Raw genomic sequence first — 21,195 nt, forward strand, 5'->3', positions numbered from 1 at the left:
TGTCCTATCTATAGGACAGCTAGCTATAGTAGGGCCATGGACCCAGTACAACTCCTCAAGAAGAGCCCACTAAGCCTTAGTGAAGTGTCGCGGCGTTCGGGGGTCTCACGAAATACGCTCAATCTGTGGTTGCGTGGGACAGCTCAACCAAGCCTGGCCGGGCTGGAGAAGGTAATGCGCGTGCTCGGATACGAGGTTTCCGTATCTGTACACCGCACCAGTGATGCCGCGGCCGCGACAGCCGCCCGAGTGCTTTGTGGGGACCTTAAGAGTGAGGAACCGGACGTTAAAGCCTGGATTGACCGCTTCGTGCAGTGGGGTGACGCCCCGGCCGGCGGCGGTAGCTACCAGGCTCTCATAGAACGGGCCGCGTGGGCCTCCAATCCTTATGGCCGCCACGGGGCTGTTCACTTCTTGCCGTCGAATCCCATAACGATTGCCTCAGCGGTTGATGCGAGCGGGCAACCATGGGCGATGTCGGGTGCTTTTGCAGCTCAACGAGTCGCGGGGCAGATCGCTGGTGCAGGAGAACCTCAATCAACGTTGATCTGGTGCACAAATCCAGCAGAGATCGTGGCTTCGTTGCCCACGCGGATTCGTGCCAGTGCTGAGCCCGTATCCGGAGGGATCACGCTCGTGCCAGTGGCTGGTGAAGAGCTAACGGGCGCAACAAAAGAATCAGGAATACACTACGTGTCACCGCACCAGCTTGCTATCGATGCGTGCGCAGAAAACTATGTGGGAGGGGCATAGGTAATGAGAAGAGCGACGAGCCGAGTGAGCTGGGAGCGCCATGAGCGACCTCTCATTGCGGAGTTGGGGACCGAGCGCGCGTTATTTCGGCTAAGCAAGCAACTTCCTGACTTGGTGTGGAATGCCGCTGCGCTGGAAGGAAACACGTTTACCCTCTCGGAAGTCCGTACGTTGCTCGATGGCGTCACCGTGGGCGGAAAGGCACTTGCTGAGCAGCAACAGATCTTGGACTTGTCGGAGGCTTTCAACCTGCTCCATGACCTGGTCATCCAACAAGAATTTGCGGTGGATAAAGCCACCAGTAACGCACTCCATGCTGTCCTAGCAAGGAACGAGGCGCTCGATGCCGGCCTTTTCCGTGGTGAAGGCCACGTGGAGGGAGATGGCGGTGGCGTGCGGCTCATGGATGGCGGGTTCATCCCCTTTGACCCTGCTGAAGAGTTGGGTGAAGCCCATGCTGATTTGCTGGCCTCCCTTCAAGGATGTGGAGACCCCGTCGAGCAGGCGTTGGCCTATTTCTGCTCTGCAACGCGAAGCCAGTTCTACTTCGATGGAAACAAGCGGACCGCCAGGCTAGTGGCGTCCGGCCTTTTGCTGAGTCATGGATACAGCGCATTGAATATCCCCCACGCGCGGCGGTTGGAGTTCAACCTTGCCCTCGATGAGCTCTTCCGCACGGACGACGCCACAACACTGATGGATTTCCTGTACGACTGCCTAGCGGAGTCCTCCCAGTAGAGGGAGAAGACTCGAAGTGCGTGAACGGCAAAGGCTCTCCGCTTCGAAAGCGGAGAGCCTGCTTGGGCGCTGATTATTCAGCGCGTCGCTGAGCGCCTAGTGCCTAGCGGAACATCCTCTGCAGGGCGGCGAAGTCAACCTTCACGATGCCCATGGACTGCAGGTATGCAGCGATAGCGCCGAGGATGGCGGCAGCAACGCCAGCGCCCAGGAAGCCAGCGCCAATGGAGGAGCCAACCTTGCTGCTGGTGTCATCGTTACCCTCATCCTCAGGAGCGGAGCCCTCAGCGAACCACCAGTCCTGGATGATCAGGTTGGCAACGTCGGTGTTGTCGATGTACTTGCCGCGGACCGGGTCGGTGCCGGTGGCCTTGGCCATGATGTCCTCGGAGCCAGCGCCCTTGAAGAAGAACGGAACCACCTGGTTGGTGTGTTCGCCGGAGTACCACTGGTGCTCCGGAGCCTTGCCCTTCTCACCGGTCTGCGGGTTCCAGGAGGCGGTCTCTTCCTTGCCGGAGAGGTAGCCGGTCTCGTGGTCAGCGGTGACGATGAGCAGGGTCTCGTCCCAGCTGGAGTTCTCCTCAACCCAGGCGATGGCGGCGTCGACAGCCTTGTTGAAGTCCTGGGTTTCCTCGATGTCGCGGCCGGTCTGGTTGGAGTGGCCGGACCAGTCGATGGCGCCGCCCTCAATCATGACGGAGAAGCCCTTGTCATTCTGGCCCAGGGCGTTGAGGGCGCCCTTGGTCATGGTCGGAAGATCAACGACGTCATTCTTCGGGTCGGTGCCCGGCTCAGCGGCATCCGGGTTGCCGTCGCGGCCCTGCTGCAGGGTGGAGGCAACCGGTGCGAGGCCGAAGTACTTCTTGTCGGCCTCAACGTTGCCCTCAGCCCACTTCTCAAAGTCAGCGGTGTTCTCGGCGAACTCCCAGCCAGCGGAGCCATCGCGCAGGGACTTGAAGGAGTCCTCGGAGATGTACTTGTAGTTCGGCGCGTCTACCTTCTGCGCGTTGTCATCGAACTCTGGGTGGCCAGCGCCCATGACAACGGAGAGGTCAGAGCCGACCATCTCTTCAGCGATCTCGGTGTAGTTGTTGCGGTTCTTGTTGTGCGCCGCGAAGGCAGCCGGGGTGGCGTGGCTGAACGGAACGGAGCTGACAACACCAGCGGACTTGCCGTGGGAAATAGCCTGCTCGGAGATGTTCTTCAGGGAGTGGCCGTACGGGGACTTACCCAGAACACCGTTGTCCACCTTCTGGCCGGTGGCCATGGCGGTGCCGGCAGCGGCGGAGTCGGTGACCTTGTTCTTCTTGACGTAGTCGTGGTCGGTCCAGGCCTTCTCCGGGTCGTAGGAGCCGCCGTCTGGGAAGGTGGTCATGGAGAGGCGGTTGAAGTCCTCGAAGGCCTGGACAGACTCACCGTCGAGCTCCTTGGCCTGGCCGTCGAAAGCGCCCTCAACCAGGTACTTGGACTGGCCGGACTCGTAGAGGTTGGTGGAGGCGATGTGGTTGTAACCCATGCCATCACCAATCATGTAGATGACATTCTTCGGGCCCGTGGTCGCGGCCTGCGCGGGGGCGACGACACCAGCGGTGGCAAGGGAAGCGGCGGTCACAGCCGCGCAGGTGCGCAGCGCACGAGAAGAAATACGCATTATTGAGCTTTCTAAAGTGAAAAGAGCGAGCAAGAAAAGAGACGGACTGGGGGCCATTGTTCGCATGGCCGGAATCCACTCTGAGACCGTAATAAGCGCAAGTGTCGGTTCGGGGAAGGGGAAATTCAATCGAAGGAAACTTTATGGGGCGGTGAACGATCCTGAGGACAGTGGATCGTCGACAAGCGGTGCGTCCCTCTCATGGAGCGCACCGCTCAGCGTGGGGGCACGGTTGGCTAGGCCATCTGCAGTGTGGCCACGCAGGTAGCGCCTTCCTCGGTGGTGTCCAGGGGAACCTCGCCGGTCTTGCCGTCGTGGGTGATGGTGATGGTGCCGTGCCTATCGGCGGGCAGCCAGTACCCAATGAAGCCGTTGTCAAAGGTCGTAGTGTCTTCGTTGACCAGCTCTTCTCCGGAGTCATCGGTGATGGTGACGTGGATGTCTTCCTTGCTGAGCTCACCAGTGCAGGTGGTCAGGGAGTGGTTGAAGCAATCATGCGTCTGGGTCATGTACGGCGCGATGGAGACGTAGAACTTGTCCTCCGGCAGGGGCAGGGATGCTTGGCCCTGCTCGGCGGTGAGGACCAGCTCGTTTGGCAATACGGAGGCGTGAAGATTGCTAGTGCGCTCCCCCTTGGGCATGTGGTCCAGCTTGTCGATGATCCCCGGGCCATCCAATCCTTCGAGGTCGAACTCGGCGAGGATCTCCTCGGCAGGAACCTGTTGGATGTCGGTGCTGGAAGCGGCGCTCTTCGAGGCTTCGCTCGGGACGGGGCTCTCCGTGGAGCAGGCGGACAGGGTGATGGCTGCGGCGCACACAGCCGCAAGAGAAATGAGGCGTTTCATAAGTCTTCCGAATGGGTCCGATTATGTTCACTCAAGCCTATACCCCACCCGGGTATCCATCAATGGAATGAGAGAAGGATCATCTTTTCCTCCTACGCAGGCTAAACTCTCCCCTATGTCTGATACTTCGGCCGCAACTCTGCCGCCCTGCCCCGAATGCTCCTCTGAGTACACCTACGAAATGCCGCCGCTCATCGTCTGCCCTGAGTGCGCGCATGAGTTCTCCGCCGACGCTGCCGAAGCCTCGTCCGCGGAAGGAAGCGAACCGACCATCGTCGACTCCGTGGGCAATGCGCTTGCCGACGGCGACACGGTCACCATCACCAAAACCCTTAAGGTCAAGGGCGTTCAGCAGCCACTCAAGGCTGGCACGAAGGTGCGTGGTATCCGCCTCAACGTCGATGCCGGCACCGGCCAGGAAGACCACAACATCGATTGCCGGATTGATGGTTTTGGCGCGATGAAGCTCAAGCCTGCTGTGGTGAAGAAGGTTTAGTATTAAAACCTGCGTGGGGCAGACTCGGAGGCAGTCCCCTACCGCGAGCTAATAGCCGGCATGGCTCCGCATGACAGCTACCCTGAGTTACATGATTACCGGCGCCCTTAAGAACAACGTCGACCGCATCTGGGACACCTTCTGGTCCGGCGGCATTTCTAACCCCGTTTCCGTCATCGAGCAGTTCACCTACCTGCTCTTCATCAAGGATTTGGACGAGCGTCAGGTCCAGATTGATAAGCGCCGGGCGTTGGGGGATCCCACCGCGACGGAAGACATCTTTGATGCGAGCCAGCAGGATCTGCGGTGGCGCAACCTCATCGAAGACCGTGACATCGCCCGCCGCAAGGCCACCATCATCACCAAGGTCTTCCCCTTCCTCAAGGAGATGGGCGGCACCGGCTTCCAGGAGCACATGGCTAACGCCTCCTTCGAGATTGAATCTGAGGCCACGCTCTCGCGAGTCATGGAGCTCATTGACCAGTTGCGCTTTCCGAACAAAGACATGAAGGGCGACTTGTATGAGTACATGCTGGACAAGCTGTCCACCTCGGGCACGAATGGTCAGTTCCGTACACCCAGCCACATCATTGAGCTCCTCGTCGCACTCATGGAGCCGACGCCAACGCAGCGGATCATCGACCCGGCTTGTGGCACCGCGGGCTTCCTGGTGGCCGCCAACGATTGGGTTGCTCAGCATCACCGCGAAGACCTCTACAACAAGGACACGCGCTCTAAGTTCATCAAGAAGGGCCTGACGGGTTTTGACTTTGACAAAACCATGGTCCGCATTGCTGCGATGAACATGTTTATGCACGGTTTTGAAGAGCCCAACATCTCGCACCACGATTCCTTGCAGAAGCTACCCACAAAGTTTGGGGATTTCGACCTTGTCCTGGCCAACCCGCCTTTCGCGGGCAGCCTGGATAAGGACTCCATCGATCCCAAGCTCAAGTCCGTGACCACGGCCAAGAAAACTGAGCTCCTCTTTGTCCACCGCTTCCTGCAGCTGCTCAAGCCGGGCGGCCGCGCTGCGGTGATTGTCCCTGAAGGCGTTCTCTTCGGCTCCACCAAGGCGCATAAGGCCCTTCGTAAAATTTTGGTTGAGGATCAGCGCCTGGACGCTGTCATCAAACTTCCCTCCGGCGTGTTCAAGCCTTACTCGGGCGTGTCCACCGCCGTGCTGTGCTTTACCCGCACCGATTCCGGTGGTACCGACGAGGTGTGGTTCTATGACGTCACCGCGGATGGCTACTCCCTGGATGACAAACGCACTCCGCTTCTCGAGCGCCCCTTGCTCGGCCCCTCCCCTGCCTCCCACATCCAGGACTTAAGTGATCCCGCGCTTGCCGACGTCCCCACTCCCGTCACCCTCACCGACGAGCAGTTGAAGCTCAACAACCTTCCGGACGTGGTTGCCCGCTGGCACTCCCGCACCACCGATGAGCGTGAGCGCGCCCGCACGGACTACTCCTTCACCGTGCCCAAGGAGGAGATCGCCCAAGCCGACTACGACCTCTCCATGAACCGCTACAAGGAGATCGTCCTCGAAGCACAAGAAACCCGCGACCCCATGGACATCATCGCCGAAATCGAAGAACTCGACCGCGACATCACCCAGGGCCTTGCCAACCTCAAGGCCATGCTCAGCGAGGGGAAATAGGATGGCGAGCACTGCAAAGCATGATTGGCCGATGGTGCGGTTGGGGGATGTCTGTGAAATTTCAATTGGCAAGACTCCAGCGCGGAAGAACCCCGAATACTGGGGCCAAGGTCATCCCTGGCTATCGATCCGAGATATGAATCAGGGACGCTCTCTTTCCAATACAGCTGAACAGATCACCGATCTCGCTATTCGAGAAACCTCTCCGCGGTTGTGCAAACCAGGAACGGTGCTTTTCTCGTTTAAGTTGTCCATCGGCAAGGTTGGTATTGCGCAGATTCCTCTCTATACGAATGAGGCTATTGCAGCTTTTGTTCCGTTAGAAACGCAAACTCTTTTGAACGAGTATCTTTTTCACGCACTTCAATACTTTGGATCGAATATTGAAGGTCAACGCGCAGTTATGGGCCAAACCCTTAACAAAGCATCGCTTTCACAAATTACAATCCCTCTCCCTCCCCTCGAAGAGCAGCGTCGTATCGCGGCTATTTTGGATGAGGTGGAGAAACTTAGCTCTTCTCAGGCGGCGAAATTGGCGTGCCTGCGTGAGTTGCTAGATGCAAGAAGCGCAAAAATTGCAGAGGAAGCCAATGCCACGAAGCGGCTGGATGAGCTTTGTGACGTACAAGGAGGGATTTCGTTAGGAGGCGCGCGAAAAAGCTATCCAGAGTCTGCTCCGTATCTCCGAGTGGCAAATGTTTTTCGGAATGCAATCGATTTAAGTGAAGTTAAAAATGTTCCGGTTCGTGTGGGTGAATTGGAAAAATACTCTTTGCTATCTGGGGATATTTTAGTGGTGGAAGCTCATGGCAATCGTTATGAAGTAGGCCGTGGAGCCATGCTTACGAAGTCCCTTGAAGGCCATGTTTATCAGAATCATCTATTTCGAGTGAGACCTAATAAGGGGATAGATTCTGAAATTTTGGTTCAGCTTTGGAACTCGCCTCGCGTGCGTAAACAAATCTTGAGGATCGTATCGACAACTTCGGGTTTAAATACGACTTCGATTTCAAAGATTCGGTCAATCCAAGTGCCCATACTAACTTCTGAAGTTCAAGCTGAGTTTTCAGAATTGCTGCATTATCTAACTGAGTTAATAGCCCGAGAAGAACAAAAGCTCAATAAAGTTTTGGAATTGAGCAATTCCCTATCCACCCGCGCATTCCAAGGAGAACTCTAATGGCTGTCGAAAGATGGGAAGCCTACATGGGCCCGGTGCTGGAAGCTCTTAGTGCGAATGGAGCTGAGCTCCGACGTCGGGAGCTCATTGAGATAACTGCGTCGTATGCGGGTATTACTGATGAAGAACGGCTTGAGACCATTGCGTCGGGGCAGTCGCGCTTTGAAAACCGTGTTGGGTGGGCGTTGACATTCCTTAAGAAGGCGAATGCCATTACTTCACCGGCGAGGGCGCGTTTTCAAATTACAGATTTTGGCCGTGACCTACTGGCACGCTACCCGGAAGGAATGACGGAGAAGCAGCTGTTGGGAGAGATTGCGGGCACGGAAGCGGCGCTAACGTGGCGGGGCCGGAATCCTGGGAATAAGGCTGGGGACGAGGTAAGCGCTGATAAGCAAAGCGTCCTTCCAGAGGCCGAGAGCGAGCTCGATCCGGTAGAGCAGGTGGAAACCGGTGTGTCTCGCAACAACGAATTCGTGGCTGGTGAGCTGCTGACTCGGTTGCACGACAATGACCCGGCGTTCTTTGAACAGGCAGTGCTGGACTTGCTCATGGCCATGGGATATGGCGGTACGCAGGGCAAGGCTACACGCACGCAGTTATCCAACGATGGTGGAATTGACGGGATTATTGATCAGGATGCGCTGGGGCTGTCCCGCATTTACGTGCAGGCTAAGCGGTATGCGTTGGATAAGAGCATCGGCCGACCGGCTATTCAGGGATTCGTGGGTGCGCTGCAGGGGGCACAGGCGGATCGAGGGGTGTTTCTGACTACAGCGACGTTTTCAGATAAGGCGCAGGAGTATGCGGATGCGGTGTCGTCACGCGTCGTTTTAATCGACGGGGACAGGTTGGCGAAACTGATGATTCGTTACGGCGTAGGTGTGCAGGTCAAGAGGACCGTGGCCCTGGTCGAGGTGGATGAGGATTACTTCGAGTAGGTAGGGGCGGATTCTTGCGTTTGCGGGAGCGAGTACAGCCTTTCGCTGCGTTTAAAAAAAGGACAGGCGCCCAGTTCAACGAAATGGAGCTGGGCGCCTGTCATTGGTCACGTCGGGGAAACTATTTCCGCTCTTTCGCCTTAAAAGAGTTAATGGCGATAGCCTAAGAAGCCAATCTCTAGAAAGGGAGCTTGAACCCTAGTTGCGGCAGGAAGGCCACAACACCAATACCTGCGGCGGCAAGAATTGCCAAGATGATGGCGATGATTCCGCCAGTGGAGGAACCGCTGTCATTGGTCTTATTGGGTTTCGGCGCTGGAGTGGTTGTGGTCGGCTTTGCGGGCGCGGTGGACGTAGGCGCAGAGGTGGACTTGGTCGTGGTCGGCTTGGGCTTGGTTGTAGTTGGCTTTGCCGTGGTCGGCTTTGCGGGTGCAGTAGAAGTAGCCGCCGGGGTGGTCTTAGCCGGACGGGTTGTGGTTGGTTCCGTCGTAGAAGGAGGCACAACGGAAGTGGTCGGTGTCGTGGTTGTTCTAGTGGACGGAACTGGTTCAGAGGTCGGCGGCGTAGTAGAGGCCTCAGCTTCGGATTGTTCCTTCGCGAGGTAGGCGTTTTCGCAAGCACCAGCAAGGGTGACAGTGGAGCTGAAGGGCAAGGTAAAGCCCATGACTTCGAGGCCTGCTACGGCTTCGAATTCATCCTCGAGAGGTTGCAGACGAAGCTCCCCCGGCTTCATGAGATTGGTCAGCTTTTGAGAAGTAGTGGGGAAACCAGCATGTAGACCTGCGGAGTACGAGGGTACCTGCGTCCGAAGATCCATGGCAGAATCCTCGACTTCACCGTTCTGTGAGTTCACTACGGGGAGATCGCCGTAGGGATACTCAGCGAGTTCGCTGGGAGTCCAATTGCGCGCCACTTCCCAATTGAAGGGATATCCGTTGGCCGCCCAATCCTTGTACTTGGCCTCAGTGTCAGAATTGGTGAATACGAGGTAGGAAGCGTCCAAGCGGTCGTAGCCCTGAGCTGCAAGCTCAGCCTCAGTGGGGAGCGCAAAGAAGCTGATGTCAGACCAGAAAGTGAGCATTTTGTGGGTCTGAGGGGCGGAGTCTAGGCGGGCAAAGCTGTCCGCATACTGCGGGAAGTCCTGGCGCATGCGGTTCTGCAGTTTGGTTTGTTCCTCGAGTTTCGCAGCGAAGTACTTCTTAGAGATTTCCTTTTCCGCGGAGTCGAGGGAGACCACACAAATCTCTTTGCCATTGCGAGTGTCCAGCTGAGCATCGAGAGCAGTAGCGGAAGGGACAGAAACCAAGGAGAGCGAAACGGCGATGGAGACTCCAAGACCGAGCCGAGAGTATGTCATGAGAGAGTTCAACTTTCAGAGAAGAGAAATAGTGACCTTGTAGTTATAGCTCAAGATTGTGTCTGAAGTCTTGGTTATTAGTAATCAAAATTATTTTTATGGATCTGCTTGTTTGTTGGCCTGCTGCCTTGAAGAAACGATGCATGCCGCAGCATGAAATTGAGTAGGCATTCATCGGGCACGAGGAGCTGCGTTCGCCCTTTCGAATTTTTCGAATTGCCCTATGATGGCCTTATGGATGAGGCACGGAATCACCGCCCCCACACGACGCTTCCGCCGCAGGACCTGAAAGCCATGCTTGACGTGAGCAGGTTCTTAGAGCAGCAGTCGGGACCTACTGCGCTAGTGGGGCCCGACGGGCAGGCGGTAGATCTGCCCGAGGAGGCATTGAGCGTGTTGTTAGACGCAGTTCACGCGATGCAGCAAGGAAAGGCCGCGACTGTTGCGCCCGTAGACCAGTTGCTCACAACGCAGCAAGCGGCAGATTTCCTGGGCATTAGTAGGCCGACTCTGGTGAAGAAGCTTGAGGATGGATCGATTGCGTTTGAGCGCACTACCGGTGGAAGGCATAGGAGAGTTCGGCTCGTTGACCTATTGCGGTACCGAGATGGGCTGCGGAGTGAACGCCGCAAAGCACTGCGAGAGCTGGCGTCTGAGGCCCAGCGTGCTGGTGCCTATGACGTAGATACTCTAGATAAAACTGACGGCGCTGTGGACATTACGCAGATCTTTAAAAACGTCCGCAAGGAAGCGGCGCAGAAGGCTCGGCGTGGATAGTCTGTCGGCGCATCTGGATGGGGTCATGCAACGAGCCATCCACATAAGCCATCACAAGCGGTCGTCACGGTCCAGTAGCGAAATAATGTCGGTTCCAGGACGCAGATTGTCTGTGTGCCTTGGCTGCGGGGCTGTGGCGGCTGGCTGTGAATAAGGCTCTGGAGCGTGGCTCAAAATTCCGGCAGCCACTAATTGCTTCACGGGGCTATCTGGGGATGAGATGGGGACAATTCGAACGATGGCTTGATCGCGGTCAGTGATGACCACGTTGTGACCCGTAGCGGCCACTGCACGCACTACGTGGTCAGAACGCTGGGTGAGTTCGCGCAAAGAATTACTGGTCATCGTTTTAGCTGCCTTGTCTGAACATCCGGTGGACGGGTGTTTTGTCCTTCTTTATTGGTTTATTGGTGTCCTTGTTTTGATTGGTGGACCTTGGAACAGTCAACTGTAGAACTGCAGGACAACGGTGATTTTAGTGGCGTATTTAGGCAAGGACAAGGGGCGAATGCAGTGATTAACCAGGGAGGACGGCGATAGGTCAGGGAAGAGAGAGGCTGAAGAGATTGACCCGGGAACGGAGTAATTCTGGTAGCTAGGTATCGGGTGGTGACTTAGTATTACTGGAATCAAGCTGTATTCGATATGACACCACGTCCCTGGTGATGTGAAAACTTGTCCCTGGAGAACTCTATGGTGACCACTACTCCCCCGACTGCCGGACGCAACGGTGTGCCAGGTGGGCCTGCACGCAGCAACTTCGGCTTTGTACGTTACGTCTGGCCCACGGCGTATGAGGAGTGCCTGAAGGTAGAGCGGTTCGTCGATGCGGACCCGGTGATTTCCTGCTTCTATGCGCGCAAGGTGCTGGAGCGAGTGGTCAGCCACATCTGGGTGCTCCGAAATTTGGGTGACACTCAGAACCGTAGCTTGGCGGAGATGACCCGAGACCGCGCCTTCACTAAGTGTGTGGACAATAAGACCATGCTGCGCAAGATGACTCTCGTGCGCAAGAGCGGCAACGACGCCGCGCACGCAGACGACATGGAAGGCAAGCAAGCGCCGACCTCCCCGCAGAGGGCGCGGAAGACGGCGGCGCACCTCTATGACCTCATGGCCTGGGCGGTGCGGTACCACTCGGCCAACCCTCAGGCCGCACCGGGTCCGCAGGCGGCTTTTGATACTAACCTGCTGGGCCAGGCCACAGCTGACTCTTCAGGCATTCACGTTGCTGGGCGCTCCCAAGCGCAGACCGCCGCGTACCTCAAGAAGCTAGCGCAGCAGGATGAGGAGCTAAAGAAGAACCGGCTGCTGCTCGATGAGGCCAAGGAAGCCGCGCGCGAAGCGGAGGAGAAGCGCCTTCGTGAGGCAGCCCAGTTTGAGCTTAAGCGGCGGAGCGCGGAGCTCCGGGCGAAGGCGGATCTGGCTGATGCGCAGGAAGAAGCCGAAGCAGAGCGCGAAGCTGCACGGCAGGTGAAAGACGAACTTGCTGCCAAGATTGAGGCCCTCCAGGAGCAGTTGGCTGAGCAACAAGCAGCCGCGGCAGAGCGCGCCGGGGTGGCAGCACCGTCGGCTGCGCCTTTGGCAATCAGCGAGGCCGAGACCCGCCGACAGCTCATTGATCCGATGCTCGAAGCAGCAGGGTTTAGTGATGATTCAATCACTCGAGAGCTCGAGTTACACGGTATGCCCAATCCCTCCGGCGTTGGCTACGCAGATTATGTCTTGTGGGATGATGACCGCACACCGTTGGCCGTCCTCGAAGCGAAGAAGTCCATGGAGTCCATGAGCGTAGGCTCCGTACAGGTAAAGCGGTACGCGGACTGCATCGAGCGCGAATACGGCACACGGCCTGTCATGCTGTGTAGCAACGGCTATCACATTGACCTGATCGATGATGCCGCGAACCTTCCCGGTTCCGGTGTGGGTTACCCAGCGCGTGAGGTCGAAGGTTTCCCCACCGCGCAGCAATTGCGACGCATGATCGGGCGGCGCACCATGCGTGCCCTGTTGAGTGAGACGCCGGTTGATACGGAGATTGCTGGCGGCGGCGCCCGCACGTATCAGCTCGAGGCCATCCGCGCGGTGACGGAGACGTTGGAGAGGCGGAGGCGTCGCCAAGCATTGCTGGTCATGGCGACGGGAACTGGTAAGACGCGTGTGGCCGTGGCCACCGCCAAGCTGTTGCGCCAGGCCGGCTGGGTGGGCAAGGTGCTGTTCCTAGCTGACCGCACTGCCTTGGTCAACCAAGCGCACAAGGCTTTTGTGAGCATGTACGCGGAGTCCACGCCCGTGAACCTCATCAAGAATCCTGAGCAGGTGGGTGACGTGTACGTCACTACCTACAACACCATGATGAACCTGATTGGGGATGACGGAGACAAGCCGGCCAAGTTTGGGCCGTTCGACTTTGACCTCATCATCGTGGATGAGGCCCATCGCTCCGTGTACAACCGCTTCAAGCGCATCTTGGAGTACTTCGATGCCTACGTGGTGGGGCTGACGGCGACGCCGAAGAGCGAAATCGACCATGACACATATGCGCTCTTTGAGATGGAGGATAAAACCCCGTCCTTCGAGTACAGCCTCGATGAAGCCGTGGCAGATGGAAACCTCGTTCCCTTCAAGACGGCTCGGCAGGACTCGCTCTTCCTGCGCCGTGGCATGTCCTATGACGAGCTTTCCCCCGAGGAGCAGCTGGCGTGGGACACGTCCGATTGGGGTACCGACGAGGACGGCGGGCGCCTAGATCCGCCCGGGCAGATTTCCTCGGCGGAGATCAACCGCTACCTGTTCAACAAGGACACCATACGCAAGGTGTTGAAAACCGTGGTGGAGAACGGGATTCGCGTGGGCGGCGACCAATTGGGAAAGACCATCATCTTCGCCCGGACCCAACGCCACGCGGAGCTGATTAAGGAAGTCTTTGACGCGACGTTCCCGGAGTATTCGCGCACTGGTGCCTCCGTGATCACCACGCACACAAAGTATGCGCAGTCGGCCTTAGACGAGTTTGCAAATCCGGACGGGGACGTCAACATCGCGATTTCCGTGGACATGCTGGACACTGGCGTCGACGTACCCGAGGTGGTTAACCTCGTCTTCTTCAAACCCATCTACTCCCCCACCAAATTCTGGCAGATGGTGGGCCGAGGGACGCGATTGCGCCCGGACCTCTTCGGGCCGGGGATGGACAAGACGCACTTCCTTATCTTTGACTTCTGCGGCAACGTGGATGAGTTCTACAAGGGTGAAGCCCGTGATTCGGCCACGGGACGCCCGCGATCGCTGTCGGAAAAGCTTTTTGATGCCCGCGTGGGACTGCTCGCGCAGCTGGACAAGCACTCCGATGCCCCAGACCTGCGCGCCGAGCTTGCCGACTCCCTCCACGCCTCAACGGCGTCTGTACCGCTAGGCCACATCATGGTCCGGCCCGGCGACAAAGAAACCCTGATGCGCTACCGCGAGCGCTCCGCCTGGGACGACGTGAATGAGGAAAAGGCTGAGCAGCTGCGCCGCCATCTCGCACACCTGCCGCTGAACACAATGAAAGAACCAGAGACAGCTAAGCGCTTTGATCTGGTGATTCTGAAGCTCCAAGTGGGGTTGCTCGACCACAGCCCCGAGTTTGCGGCACTGCGCCAACGCGTGGAGGGTATGGCGAATGATCTCATGGCCGTGAGTTCCACAATCCCCATGGTGGCCGAGCGGCGGTCCTTCCTCGAGCGCGCGCTGGATCCAGAGTGGTGGAAGAACGTTACGGTCGAGGACCTCGAGACCATCCGCATCGGCATGCGTTCGCTCATCCAGTTCGTGCCCAAGGGAAAGCGCAACGCCGTGACCCTCGACATCCAGGATGAGATGGGTGAACTCACGATCGATGATGAGATGCCTGTGCGGCTGCCCGGAACAGGCTCTTACCCCTCTCAGGCCGAACAACAGCTGCGTGAAGTGCTGCAGGAACACGACAACGATCTCGCGATGATCAAGTTGCGCAGTGCACGCGCGCTTAACGCAGAGGATGTTGCCGCGTTGGAAGCCATGGTGGCTCAGGCTGGCGGGGGAAGCGTGGGCTTCGAGGAAAGCATTGACAAGCTGCGGGAACGCATGGGTGGAGACAGTATTCCTGCCTTCATTCGCCGCTTGGTGGGCCTTGATGAAGCTGCAGTCCAGGAGCAATTTGCAGACCTTCTCAGCAACACTTCGTTCAGCGCCGCCCAAATCCGCTTCATCAAGATACTGGTGGACGTGCTGGTTCACAACGGTGGCGTGGCCTACGAGGAAATTTTCCAGCCGCCCTTTGATGAAGAGGGCTCTGTTGTCGATATCTTCCACAACAAGACCGACGTCATTGTGGATTTGCGCAAACGGCTTGAACGGATTGAAGCAACGGCACAGGCCAACTAAGTGCCGCCGTGCTGCGGAAAAGGACGCGGTCTAGCTGGGTCTAACTGGGGTGATTTCCGTGCGGTGACTACACTGTCAAAGCATGACTAACCCGAGCGATAACACCACCCACCGCTACACGCCGGAGCTCGCCGCGCAGATTGAAAAGGCCTGGCAGCAGTACTGGAAGGACAACGGCACGTTTAACGCGCCGAACCCAGTCGGTCCGCTCGCGGAGGAGGGTAAGGAGCTTCCCGCGGAGAAGCTGAACATCCAGGACATGTTCCCCTACCCTTCGGGCGCAGGCCTTCATGTGGGCCACCCGCTGGGCTATATCGCTACGGATACCTATGCGCGTTATCAACGCATGCTGGGCAAGAACGTCCTGCACACGTTGGGCTATGACGCCTTCGGCCTGCCGGCGGAGCAGTACGCCATCCAGACAGGTACGCACCCGCGCACCACGACGGAGGCGAATATCAAGAACATGCGCCGCCAGCTGGGCATTCTGGGCTTGGGCCACGATCCACGCCGTTCCGTGGAGTCCACCGACCCCTCCTTCTTCAAGTGGACGCAGTGGATCTTCCTGCAGATTTATAACTCCTGGTTTGATGAGGAGCAGCAGAAGGCGCGCCCGATCTCTGAGCTCATCAAGGAGCTTGAGGTGGGCAAGCGCACCACCAAGGACGGCCGCTATTACGCGGATCTCAGCAAGGAAGAGCAGCGCCACGCGCTCGACGAATTCCGTCTTGTTTACCTGTCCAACTCCACCGTGAACTGGTGTCCGGGCCTGGGCACGGTGCTGGCCAACGAGGAGGTCACCGCGGAGGGCAAGTCCGAGCGCGGAAACTTCCCGGTCTTCCGCAAAAACCTGCGCCAGTGGATGATGCGCATTACCGCCTACTCCGACCGCCTGCTCGATGACCTGGAGCTTCTGGATTGGCCGGAGAAGGTCAAGTCCATGCAGCGCAACTGGATTGGCCGCTCCCGCGGCGCGGAGGTCACCTTCCACGCTGAGGGCTACAACATCGACGTCTTCACCACCCGCCCGGATACCCTCTTCGGCGCGGAGTACGTGGTGCTGGCCCCGGAGCACGAGCTTGTCGACGCCCTCCTCTCCCCCATCCCCTACGAGGATGACGTCGATGAGCGCTGGACCTTTGGCCACGATGATCCGAAGGAGGCCGTGGAGGCCTACCGTGCTTCCATCGCCGCGAAGTCCGACCTGGAGCGCCAGGAGAACAAGGAAAAGACCGGCGTCTTCCTGGGCACTTATGCCACTAACCCGGTCAACGGCAAGAAGGTCCCGATCTTCATCGCGGACTACGTCCTGACCGGCTACGGCACCGGCGCCATCATGGCGGTCCCGGCGCACGATACCCGTGACTACGAGTTCGCCACCGTCTTTGGCCTGCCCATTACGGAGGTCGTCGCTGGCGGCGACATCACCAAGGAGGCGTATACCGAGTCCGGCAAGGCCGTAAACTCCGCTAACGATTCCCTGGACATCAACGGCATGTCCAAGGATGAGGCCATCGCCGCCATCATCCCGTGGTTGGAGGAGCAGGGCGTGGGTCGCGAGAAGATCCAGTACAAGCTGCGTGACTGGCTGTTTGCCCGCCAGCGCTACTGGGGCGAGCCCTTCCCCATCGTCTACGATGAGGCTGGCCAGGCCTACCCGCTGCCGGAGTCGATGCTGCCCATCGAGCTGCCTGAGGTGGAAGACTACAAGCCGGTGTCCTTCGACCCGGATGATGCCGAGTCCTCCCCGCAGCCGCCGCTGGCCAAGGCCCGCGAATGGGTTGAGGTGGAGCTGGACCTGGGTCTTGGGGATGGCCCCAAGACGTACTACCGCGATACCAACGTCATGCCGCAGTGGGCAGGCTCGTCCTGGTACCAGCTGCGCTACATCGATCCGACGAACGATGAAGTCTTCTGCGATCTGGAGAATGAGCGCTACTGGACGGGCCCGCGCCCAGAAGAGCACGGCGCCAACGATCCGGGCGGCGTAGACCTCTACGTCGGTGGCGTTGAGCACGCTGTGCTGCACCTGCTCTACTCGCGCTTCTGGCACAAGGTCCTCTTCGACCTGGGCTACGTGAGCTCCAAGGAGCCCTACCGCCGCCTGTACAACCAGGGCTACATCCAGGCCTACGCCTACACCGATTCCCGCGGCGTCTACGTCCCGGCCGCCGAGGTAGTAGAACGCGATGGCGCGTTCTACTACGGGGATGAAGAGGTCAATCAGGAGTACGGCAAGATGGGCAAGTCCCTGAAGAACGCCGTGGCTCCGGATGATATCTGCAACGAGTACGGTGCCGATACCCTGCGCGTGTACGAGATGTCCATGGGCCCGCTGGACACTTCCCGCCCGTGGGCGACGAAGGACGTCGTCGGCGCGCAGCGCTTCCTGCAGCGCCTGTGGCGTTTGGCTATCGACGAGAACTCTGGCGAGCTGTCGACGACGGACGCCGAGCTTTCCGAGGATGACCTGAAGCAGCTCAACCGCACCATCGCCGGCGTGCGCGATGACTACGAGAACCTGCGCCTGAACACCGTGGTGGCCAAGCTCATCGAGTACGTGAACTACCTGACCAAGGCCTACCCGAAGGGCGCTCCGCGCGCCGCGGTGGAGCCCTTGGCCCAGCTGGTCTCCCCTGTTGCCCCGCACATTGCGGAGGAGCTGTGGAAGCGCTTCGGTCACGAGGAGACGATTACTTACGAGTCCTTCCCGGAGTTCGATGAGAAGTACCTCGTCGACGATGAGATTGAGGTTCCGGTGCAGATCAACGGCAAGGTCAAGGCCCGCGTCATGGTGCCCGCCGATGCCGACCAAGCCACCGTCGTGGGCGTGGCAAAGAGCGATGAGCGCATCGCCGAGCTGACCGCTGGCAAGAACGTGGTCAAGGAGATCTACGTCCCGGGCCGCATGGTCAACCTGGTGGTCAAATAAAACCAACGCGGCCCCGTTAGATGGCGGCCGCAACTGCCCTAGTTGACGAAACCAGCGCCCTTCCAGCGAAGGATCGTGGGGAAAATTGTCAGTTAGGGCAGTTTTGCGCCGAGGCGTGTACCTTCGTCACTCCCCTCGCAGCGCGCAACGTCTGCGTGCCTCCACTGATATGCAGGAGGCAACTGACAAAAGGCGTCTTACAAAAGGCATCAGTCAAATGGCGTTTTCGCGACCAAAAACGCCATTTACTCAGTGCAGATGGCGTTTTTAGACCCAAAGATGCCTTTTACCAGATGCCTTTTGCAGGACGCCTTCCTGACCTAGGCGGATTTAGTGCGCAACAATCCCACCTCACCGCCGAACAACACCAGGGAGCAGTGTTATGAGTGTCGTCTACATGGTCGCGGCTTGGAGCTAATCCAGCTCTTGGTTCAGCTCCTCGCGCACCTTGGTGATGATCGCGCCGAGGAAGCCCTCGCAGCCATCGGTAATCATGGGAAACGTGGAGTCATCCTCAAGGACGCCCAGCGTGAATAACAAATCGCGGGTGATGGCGTGCGTGTAATCGTATTCCGGGTTGAACTCCCACTCGCCGCGGAATAAATGGACTAGTTCGAAGGACAGTTGAGGAATGCCCTCCGGTTCGGCGTAGGCATAGGGGATGTTGTTCAGGACGACCTGCGTTGCCCAGAGCGGATCGCTCATGGCCTTGCGGCCATACTTGGTGAGCTTGATATCCGTCGTCGTGGTCTTGATCCAATCCAAGTCCGTCAAGAAACCCCGCAAGTTCAGCAACGGCTGGTGGTAGTCTTCGCGCTTGACCTCATCAAAATCATTGGGGCTATTCAGTCCCTCCTTGAGGCGCGCGACGGCCGCCTGCTTGAGGTAGCCGGCCCCGGTCAGGCGTGGGAATTCCTCGATGACCTCGAGGTATTCGCGTATACGCTGGCCTACGTGGGCGGCGGTGGCGTCGTCAAGCGCCGGCAGCTCATAGTCGGGGCGCAGCTCCGGGTAAGCCTCGTGGATGTCCGCGCGCCATTGTTTCAGCAGCTCCGGGGAGGGCACGGGGATGTCTTCGAAGGGTGTGGAGCGGAAGGGATCGAGCGGGAGATCCCCAGGCAGCGCGGGCTTGGTGCCGCCCTCGAGGTTGGCGGCCTCCGTGCCCATGGTGGCCAGGCGCTGCGCCACTGCTGGCGGGAAGAACGTGGTGAGGCGTTGGTGGATTTGGTCCAGCGTGTAATTGGGGAAGAGCGCGAAGATGCGCTCCATACTATCCGTGGGTACGGCCATGTAGGCCATGGTGGCCTGGACATCGAGGACCACCTTGAACATCGCCTCGGCGCTGCCCAGCTCACTCATCAGATCGGGGCCCTCACCAGCGATAAGCGCGGGAAGGCCCATGACGACGCGCGAGCTATCGGCCACGCTGATGCTGATATTCCAGGCGCCGTCCGAGGGGTGGTAGTGCGCTACCTCCCGGAAAGTCTCGAAAAAGTCTTGGTCAATGATGCTGAGGACGTCGATTGGCGTGCCTTCCTCACCCACGAGGATTCCCGGATGCGAGGGCTCGAGGCCCAGTGCGGCGTGGACGATGATCATCATCTCGCCCACGGTGAGTTCCGCGGGGGCGGCGACGAAGCGGGACGTGGTGAAGAAGGGATTCTCCACGTCGATGCGGACGTTCCTAGCGAGGTTCATAGTGACCGACAGTATTAGAAAACCGTGCTAGCCGCGCGCCAACGCTTCGCCCACACGCTTGCCAGAGTGGATGCATCCGCCGAGGAAGGTGCCCTCCAGCGCATTCTTGCCGTGCATGCCGCCACCGCCGAAACCGGAGGCCTCACCGCAGGCGTAAAGGCCGGGGAGTACCGTGCCATCGGGATTGAGGCACTGGCCATCGAGGTTGGTCTCCAGGCCACCGAGCGTCTTGCGGGTCAGGAACTTCAGGCGCACTGCGATGAGTGGGCCCTTGGATTCATCGAGGATGCGGTGCGGGGGAGCCACGCGGATGAGTTTGTCGCCTAAGAAGCCGCGGGCGACGCGCAGGTAGTTGACTTGGGCATCCTTGCTGAAAGGGTTGTTCAGCTGAGAATCGCGGTCTTCCAGGACTTTTCGAAGTTGGGCCACATCAATGGTGGGGGAGCCCTCCGGAGAGATTTCGTTCATTCCGGCGACGAGATCCTCCAGGTTGTCTTCCACGACCCAGTCGATACCGTTGTCCATGAAGGCCTTGACGGCCACGTGCGTGCCGGGGCCCAGCTTGCCGGCGAGCTTCTTGAACTCTTTGTCCGTCAGGTCTGGGTTCTGCTCCGAGCCGGAGAAGATGAACTCCTTGTCCACGATGGCCTTGTTGAGCACGAACCAGGAATAGCCGTGGCCGGTCTGGCCAATGTGGGCGAGCGCGGCCAGGTTGTCGGTGCCGGGGAAGAGGTTGGTGGGCAGGCGGTTGCCTTCGGCGTCGAGCCACAGCGCCGAGGGCCCAGGGATGATGCGGATGCCGTGGCCGGGCCAGATGGAATTCCAGTTGGTCATGCCCTCGGTGTAGGCCCACATGCGGTCGGTGTTGACCACGGAGGCGCCGGCCTGCTGGGCGATGTCGATGCCGCGGCCGTCGACATGCGCGGGAACACCCGTGACCAGCTCCTTCGGGCATTCGCCCCAACGCTCAGTGGGCCATATCTTGCGTACCTTCTCCAGATTGCCGCCGATGCCGCCGGTGGCGATGACCACGGCGGAGCCGCGCAGCTCGAAGTGCTTGACGACGTCCCTCGGGCTCGCCTCACCACGCGCCTGGCTGGTGGGGGAGAGGACGCTGCCGCGCACGCCGACGACGCGGGGGCTACCAGTGTCGTCGTTGTCGACGACGAGCTCGTCCACGCGGTGGCGGAAGTGGAATTCTACCTGGCCTTGTTCTTCTGCTTTAAGGAGTGGTTCGCGGAAAACGCGCACGACCTCTGGGCCCGTGCCCCAGGTGAGGTGGAAGCGCGGCACGGAGTTGCCGTGACCGGAGGCATCCCCGGAGCCGCGCTCGGCCCAGCCGATGGTGGGCAGGACGTTGAGGCCCAAGGACTTGAGGTAGCCGCGCTTTTCATTGGCGGCGAAGCGCACGTATTCGCGGCCCCATTTCTCGCCCCAGTAGTCGTGCCGGTCATCCTCGGTCACCGGGTCATAATCTGCGGAGTTGGCCCAGTCCCGCCAGGCCAACTCTTCGGAGTCCTTGACCCGCATCATGGATTGTTCGGGGGAGTTGACATAGAACAGCCCGCCGAGTGACCAGAAGGCCTGGCCGCCGAGGTTGTTGCGGTTTTCCTGCTCCAGGAAGATGACGTGCTTGCCGCCCTTGAGGGCCTCGTAGCCGGCGACCATGCCGGCGAGGCCGCTGCCGACGATGATGACGGAGCCAGATGCTGCGCTGGTCAGCGAGTTGTTAGCGGGGTTAGTTTCTTTCATGACAG

At 59.0% G+C, this 21,195-nt stretch carries 14 protein-coding genes; 9 read left to right on the plus strand and 5 right to left on the minus strand.

What is annotated here, in order from left to right; genetic code table 11:
- Positions 1–36 precede the first annotated feature (36 nt).
- Both HMPREF2967_RS00995 and HMPREF2967_RS01000 read left to right on the plus strand, forming a co-directional pair.
- Positions 37–753, plus strand: a complete 717-nt coding sequence (locus HMPREF2967_RS00995) for a helix-turn-helix domain-containing protein (protein WP_070684568.1) — start codon at positions 37–39, stop codon at positions 751–753.
- Positions 754–756: 3 nt separating this feature from the next.
- A complete protein-coding gene (locus HMPREF2967_RS01000) occupies positions 757–1,491 on the plus strand; it encodes a Fic family protein (protein WP_070684569.1) in 735 nt (244 codons plus the stop codon).
- 103 nt (positions 1,492–1,594) lie between these two features.
- Here HMPREF2967_RS01000 and HMPREF2967_RS01005 read toward each other — a convergent pair whose 3' ends face one another.
- Positions 1,595–3,142: an alkaline phosphatase gene (locus tag HMPREF2967_RS01005; protein WP_083312557.1), complete on the minus strand. Its 1,548-nt coding sequence runs from the start codon at positions 3,140–3,142 to the stop codon at positions 1,595–1,597.
- Positions 3,143–3,378: 236 nt separating this feature from the next.
- A complete protein-coding gene (locus HMPREF2967_RS01010; protein ID WP_070684571.1) occupies positions 3,379–3,987 on the minus strand; it encodes a CueP family metal-binding protein in 609 nt (202 codons plus the stop codon).
- Between the two features lie 115 nt (positions 3,988–4,102).
- Between HMPREF2967_RS01010 and HMPREF2967_RS01015 the strand changes: the two genes are divergently transcribed.
- From HMPREF2967_RS01015 to HMPREF2967_RS01025, 4 genes are all read left to right on the plus strand, one after another.
- A complete protein-coding gene (locus HMPREF2967_RS01015; RefSeq protein ID WP_070684573.1) occupies positions 4,103–4,483 on the plus strand; it encodes a zinc ribbon domain-containing protein YjdM in 381 nt (126 codons plus the stop codon).
- 91 nt (positions 4,484–4,574) lie between these two features.
- Entirely contained in the window at positions 4,575–6,146 is a 1,572-nt protein-coding gene (locus HMPREF2967_RS01020; protein WP_070684575.1) for a type I restriction-modification system subunit M, read from the plus strand.
- Between the two features lies 1 nt (position 6,147).
- Positions 6,148–7,326, plus strand: a complete 1,179-nt coding sequence (locus HMPREF2967_RS12655) for a restriction endonuclease subunit S (protein ID WP_083312558.1) — start codon at positions 6,148–6,150, stop codon at positions 7,324–7,326.
- Positions 7,326–8,267: a restriction endonuclease gene (locus HMPREF2967_RS01025; RefSeq protein WP_070684578.1), complete on the plus strand. Its 942-nt coding sequence runs from the start codon at positions 7,326–7,328 to the stop codon at positions 8,265–8,267. The genes HMPREF2967_RS12655 and HMPREF2967_RS01025 overlap by 1 nt, the downstream gene beginning before the upstream one ends.
- Before the next feature lie 178 nt (positions 8,268–8,445).
- Here HMPREF2967_RS01025 and HMPREF2967_RS01030 read toward each other — a convergent pair whose 3' ends face one another.
- Positions 8,446–9,624 (minus strand): hypothetical protein, encoded by a 1,179-nt coding sequence (locus tag HMPREF2967_RS01030; RefSeq protein ID WP_070684579.1) that lies wholly within the window; start codon positions 9,622–9,624, stop codon positions 8,446–8,448.
- A gap of 234 nt (positions 9,625–9,858) precedes the next feature.
- Here HMPREF2967_RS01030 and HMPREF2967_RS01035 point away from each other — a divergent pair, with 234 nt between their 5' ends.
- From HMPREF2967_RS01035 to leuS, 3 genes are all read left to right on the plus strand, one after another.
- Positions 9,859–10,401, plus strand: a complete 543-nt coding sequence (locus HMPREF2967_RS01035; protein WP_070684651.1) for an excisionase family DNA-binding protein — start codon at positions 9,859–9,861, stop codon at positions 10,399–10,401.
- A gap of 693 nt (positions 10,402–11,094) precedes the next feature.
- Positions 11,095–14,808 carry a type I restriction endonuclease subunit R gene (locus HMPREF2967_RS01040; RefSeq protein WP_070684580.1) on the plus strand — a complete coding sequence of 1,238 codons (3,714 nt, stop codon included), beginning with the start codon at positions 11,095–11,097 and terminating at the stop codon, positions 14,806–14,808.
- An 82-nt stretch (positions 14,809–14,890) separates the two neighbouring features.
- Complete coding sequence (gene leuS, locus HMPREF2967_RS01045) at positions 14,891–17,740, plus strand: leucine--tRNA ligase (RefSeq protein WP_070684582.1); 2,850 nt, start codon at positions 14,891–14,893, stop codon at positions 17,738–17,740.
- Between the two features lie 414 nt (positions 17,741–18,154).
- Here leuS and HMPREF2967_RS01050 read toward each other — a convergent pair whose 3' ends face one another.
- Together HMPREF2967_RS01050 and HMPREF2967_RS01055 are read right to left on the minus strand one after the other, a co-directional pair.
- The gene (locus HMPREF2967_RS01050) at positions 18,155–19,438 is read right to left on the minus strand and encodes a hypothetical protein (RefSeq protein ID WP_070510085.1); all 1,284 of its coding nucleotides are present in this window, start codon (positions 19,436–19,438) and stop codon (positions 18,155–18,157) included.
- A gap of 27 nt (positions 19,439–19,465) precedes the next feature.
- Complete coding sequence (locus HMPREF2967_RS01055) at positions 19,466–21,190, minus strand: FAD-binding dehydrogenase (protein ID WP_070684584.1); 1,725 nt, start codon at positions 21,188–21,190, stop codon at positions 19,466–19,468.
- Positions 21,191–21,195: the final 5 nt, after the last annotated feature.

Source organism: Corynebacterium sp. HMSC059E07, assembly GCF_001814395.1.
GTDB lineage: Bacteria > Actinomycetota > Actinomycetes > Mycobacteriales > Mycobacteriaceae > Corynebacterium > Corynebacterium hesseae.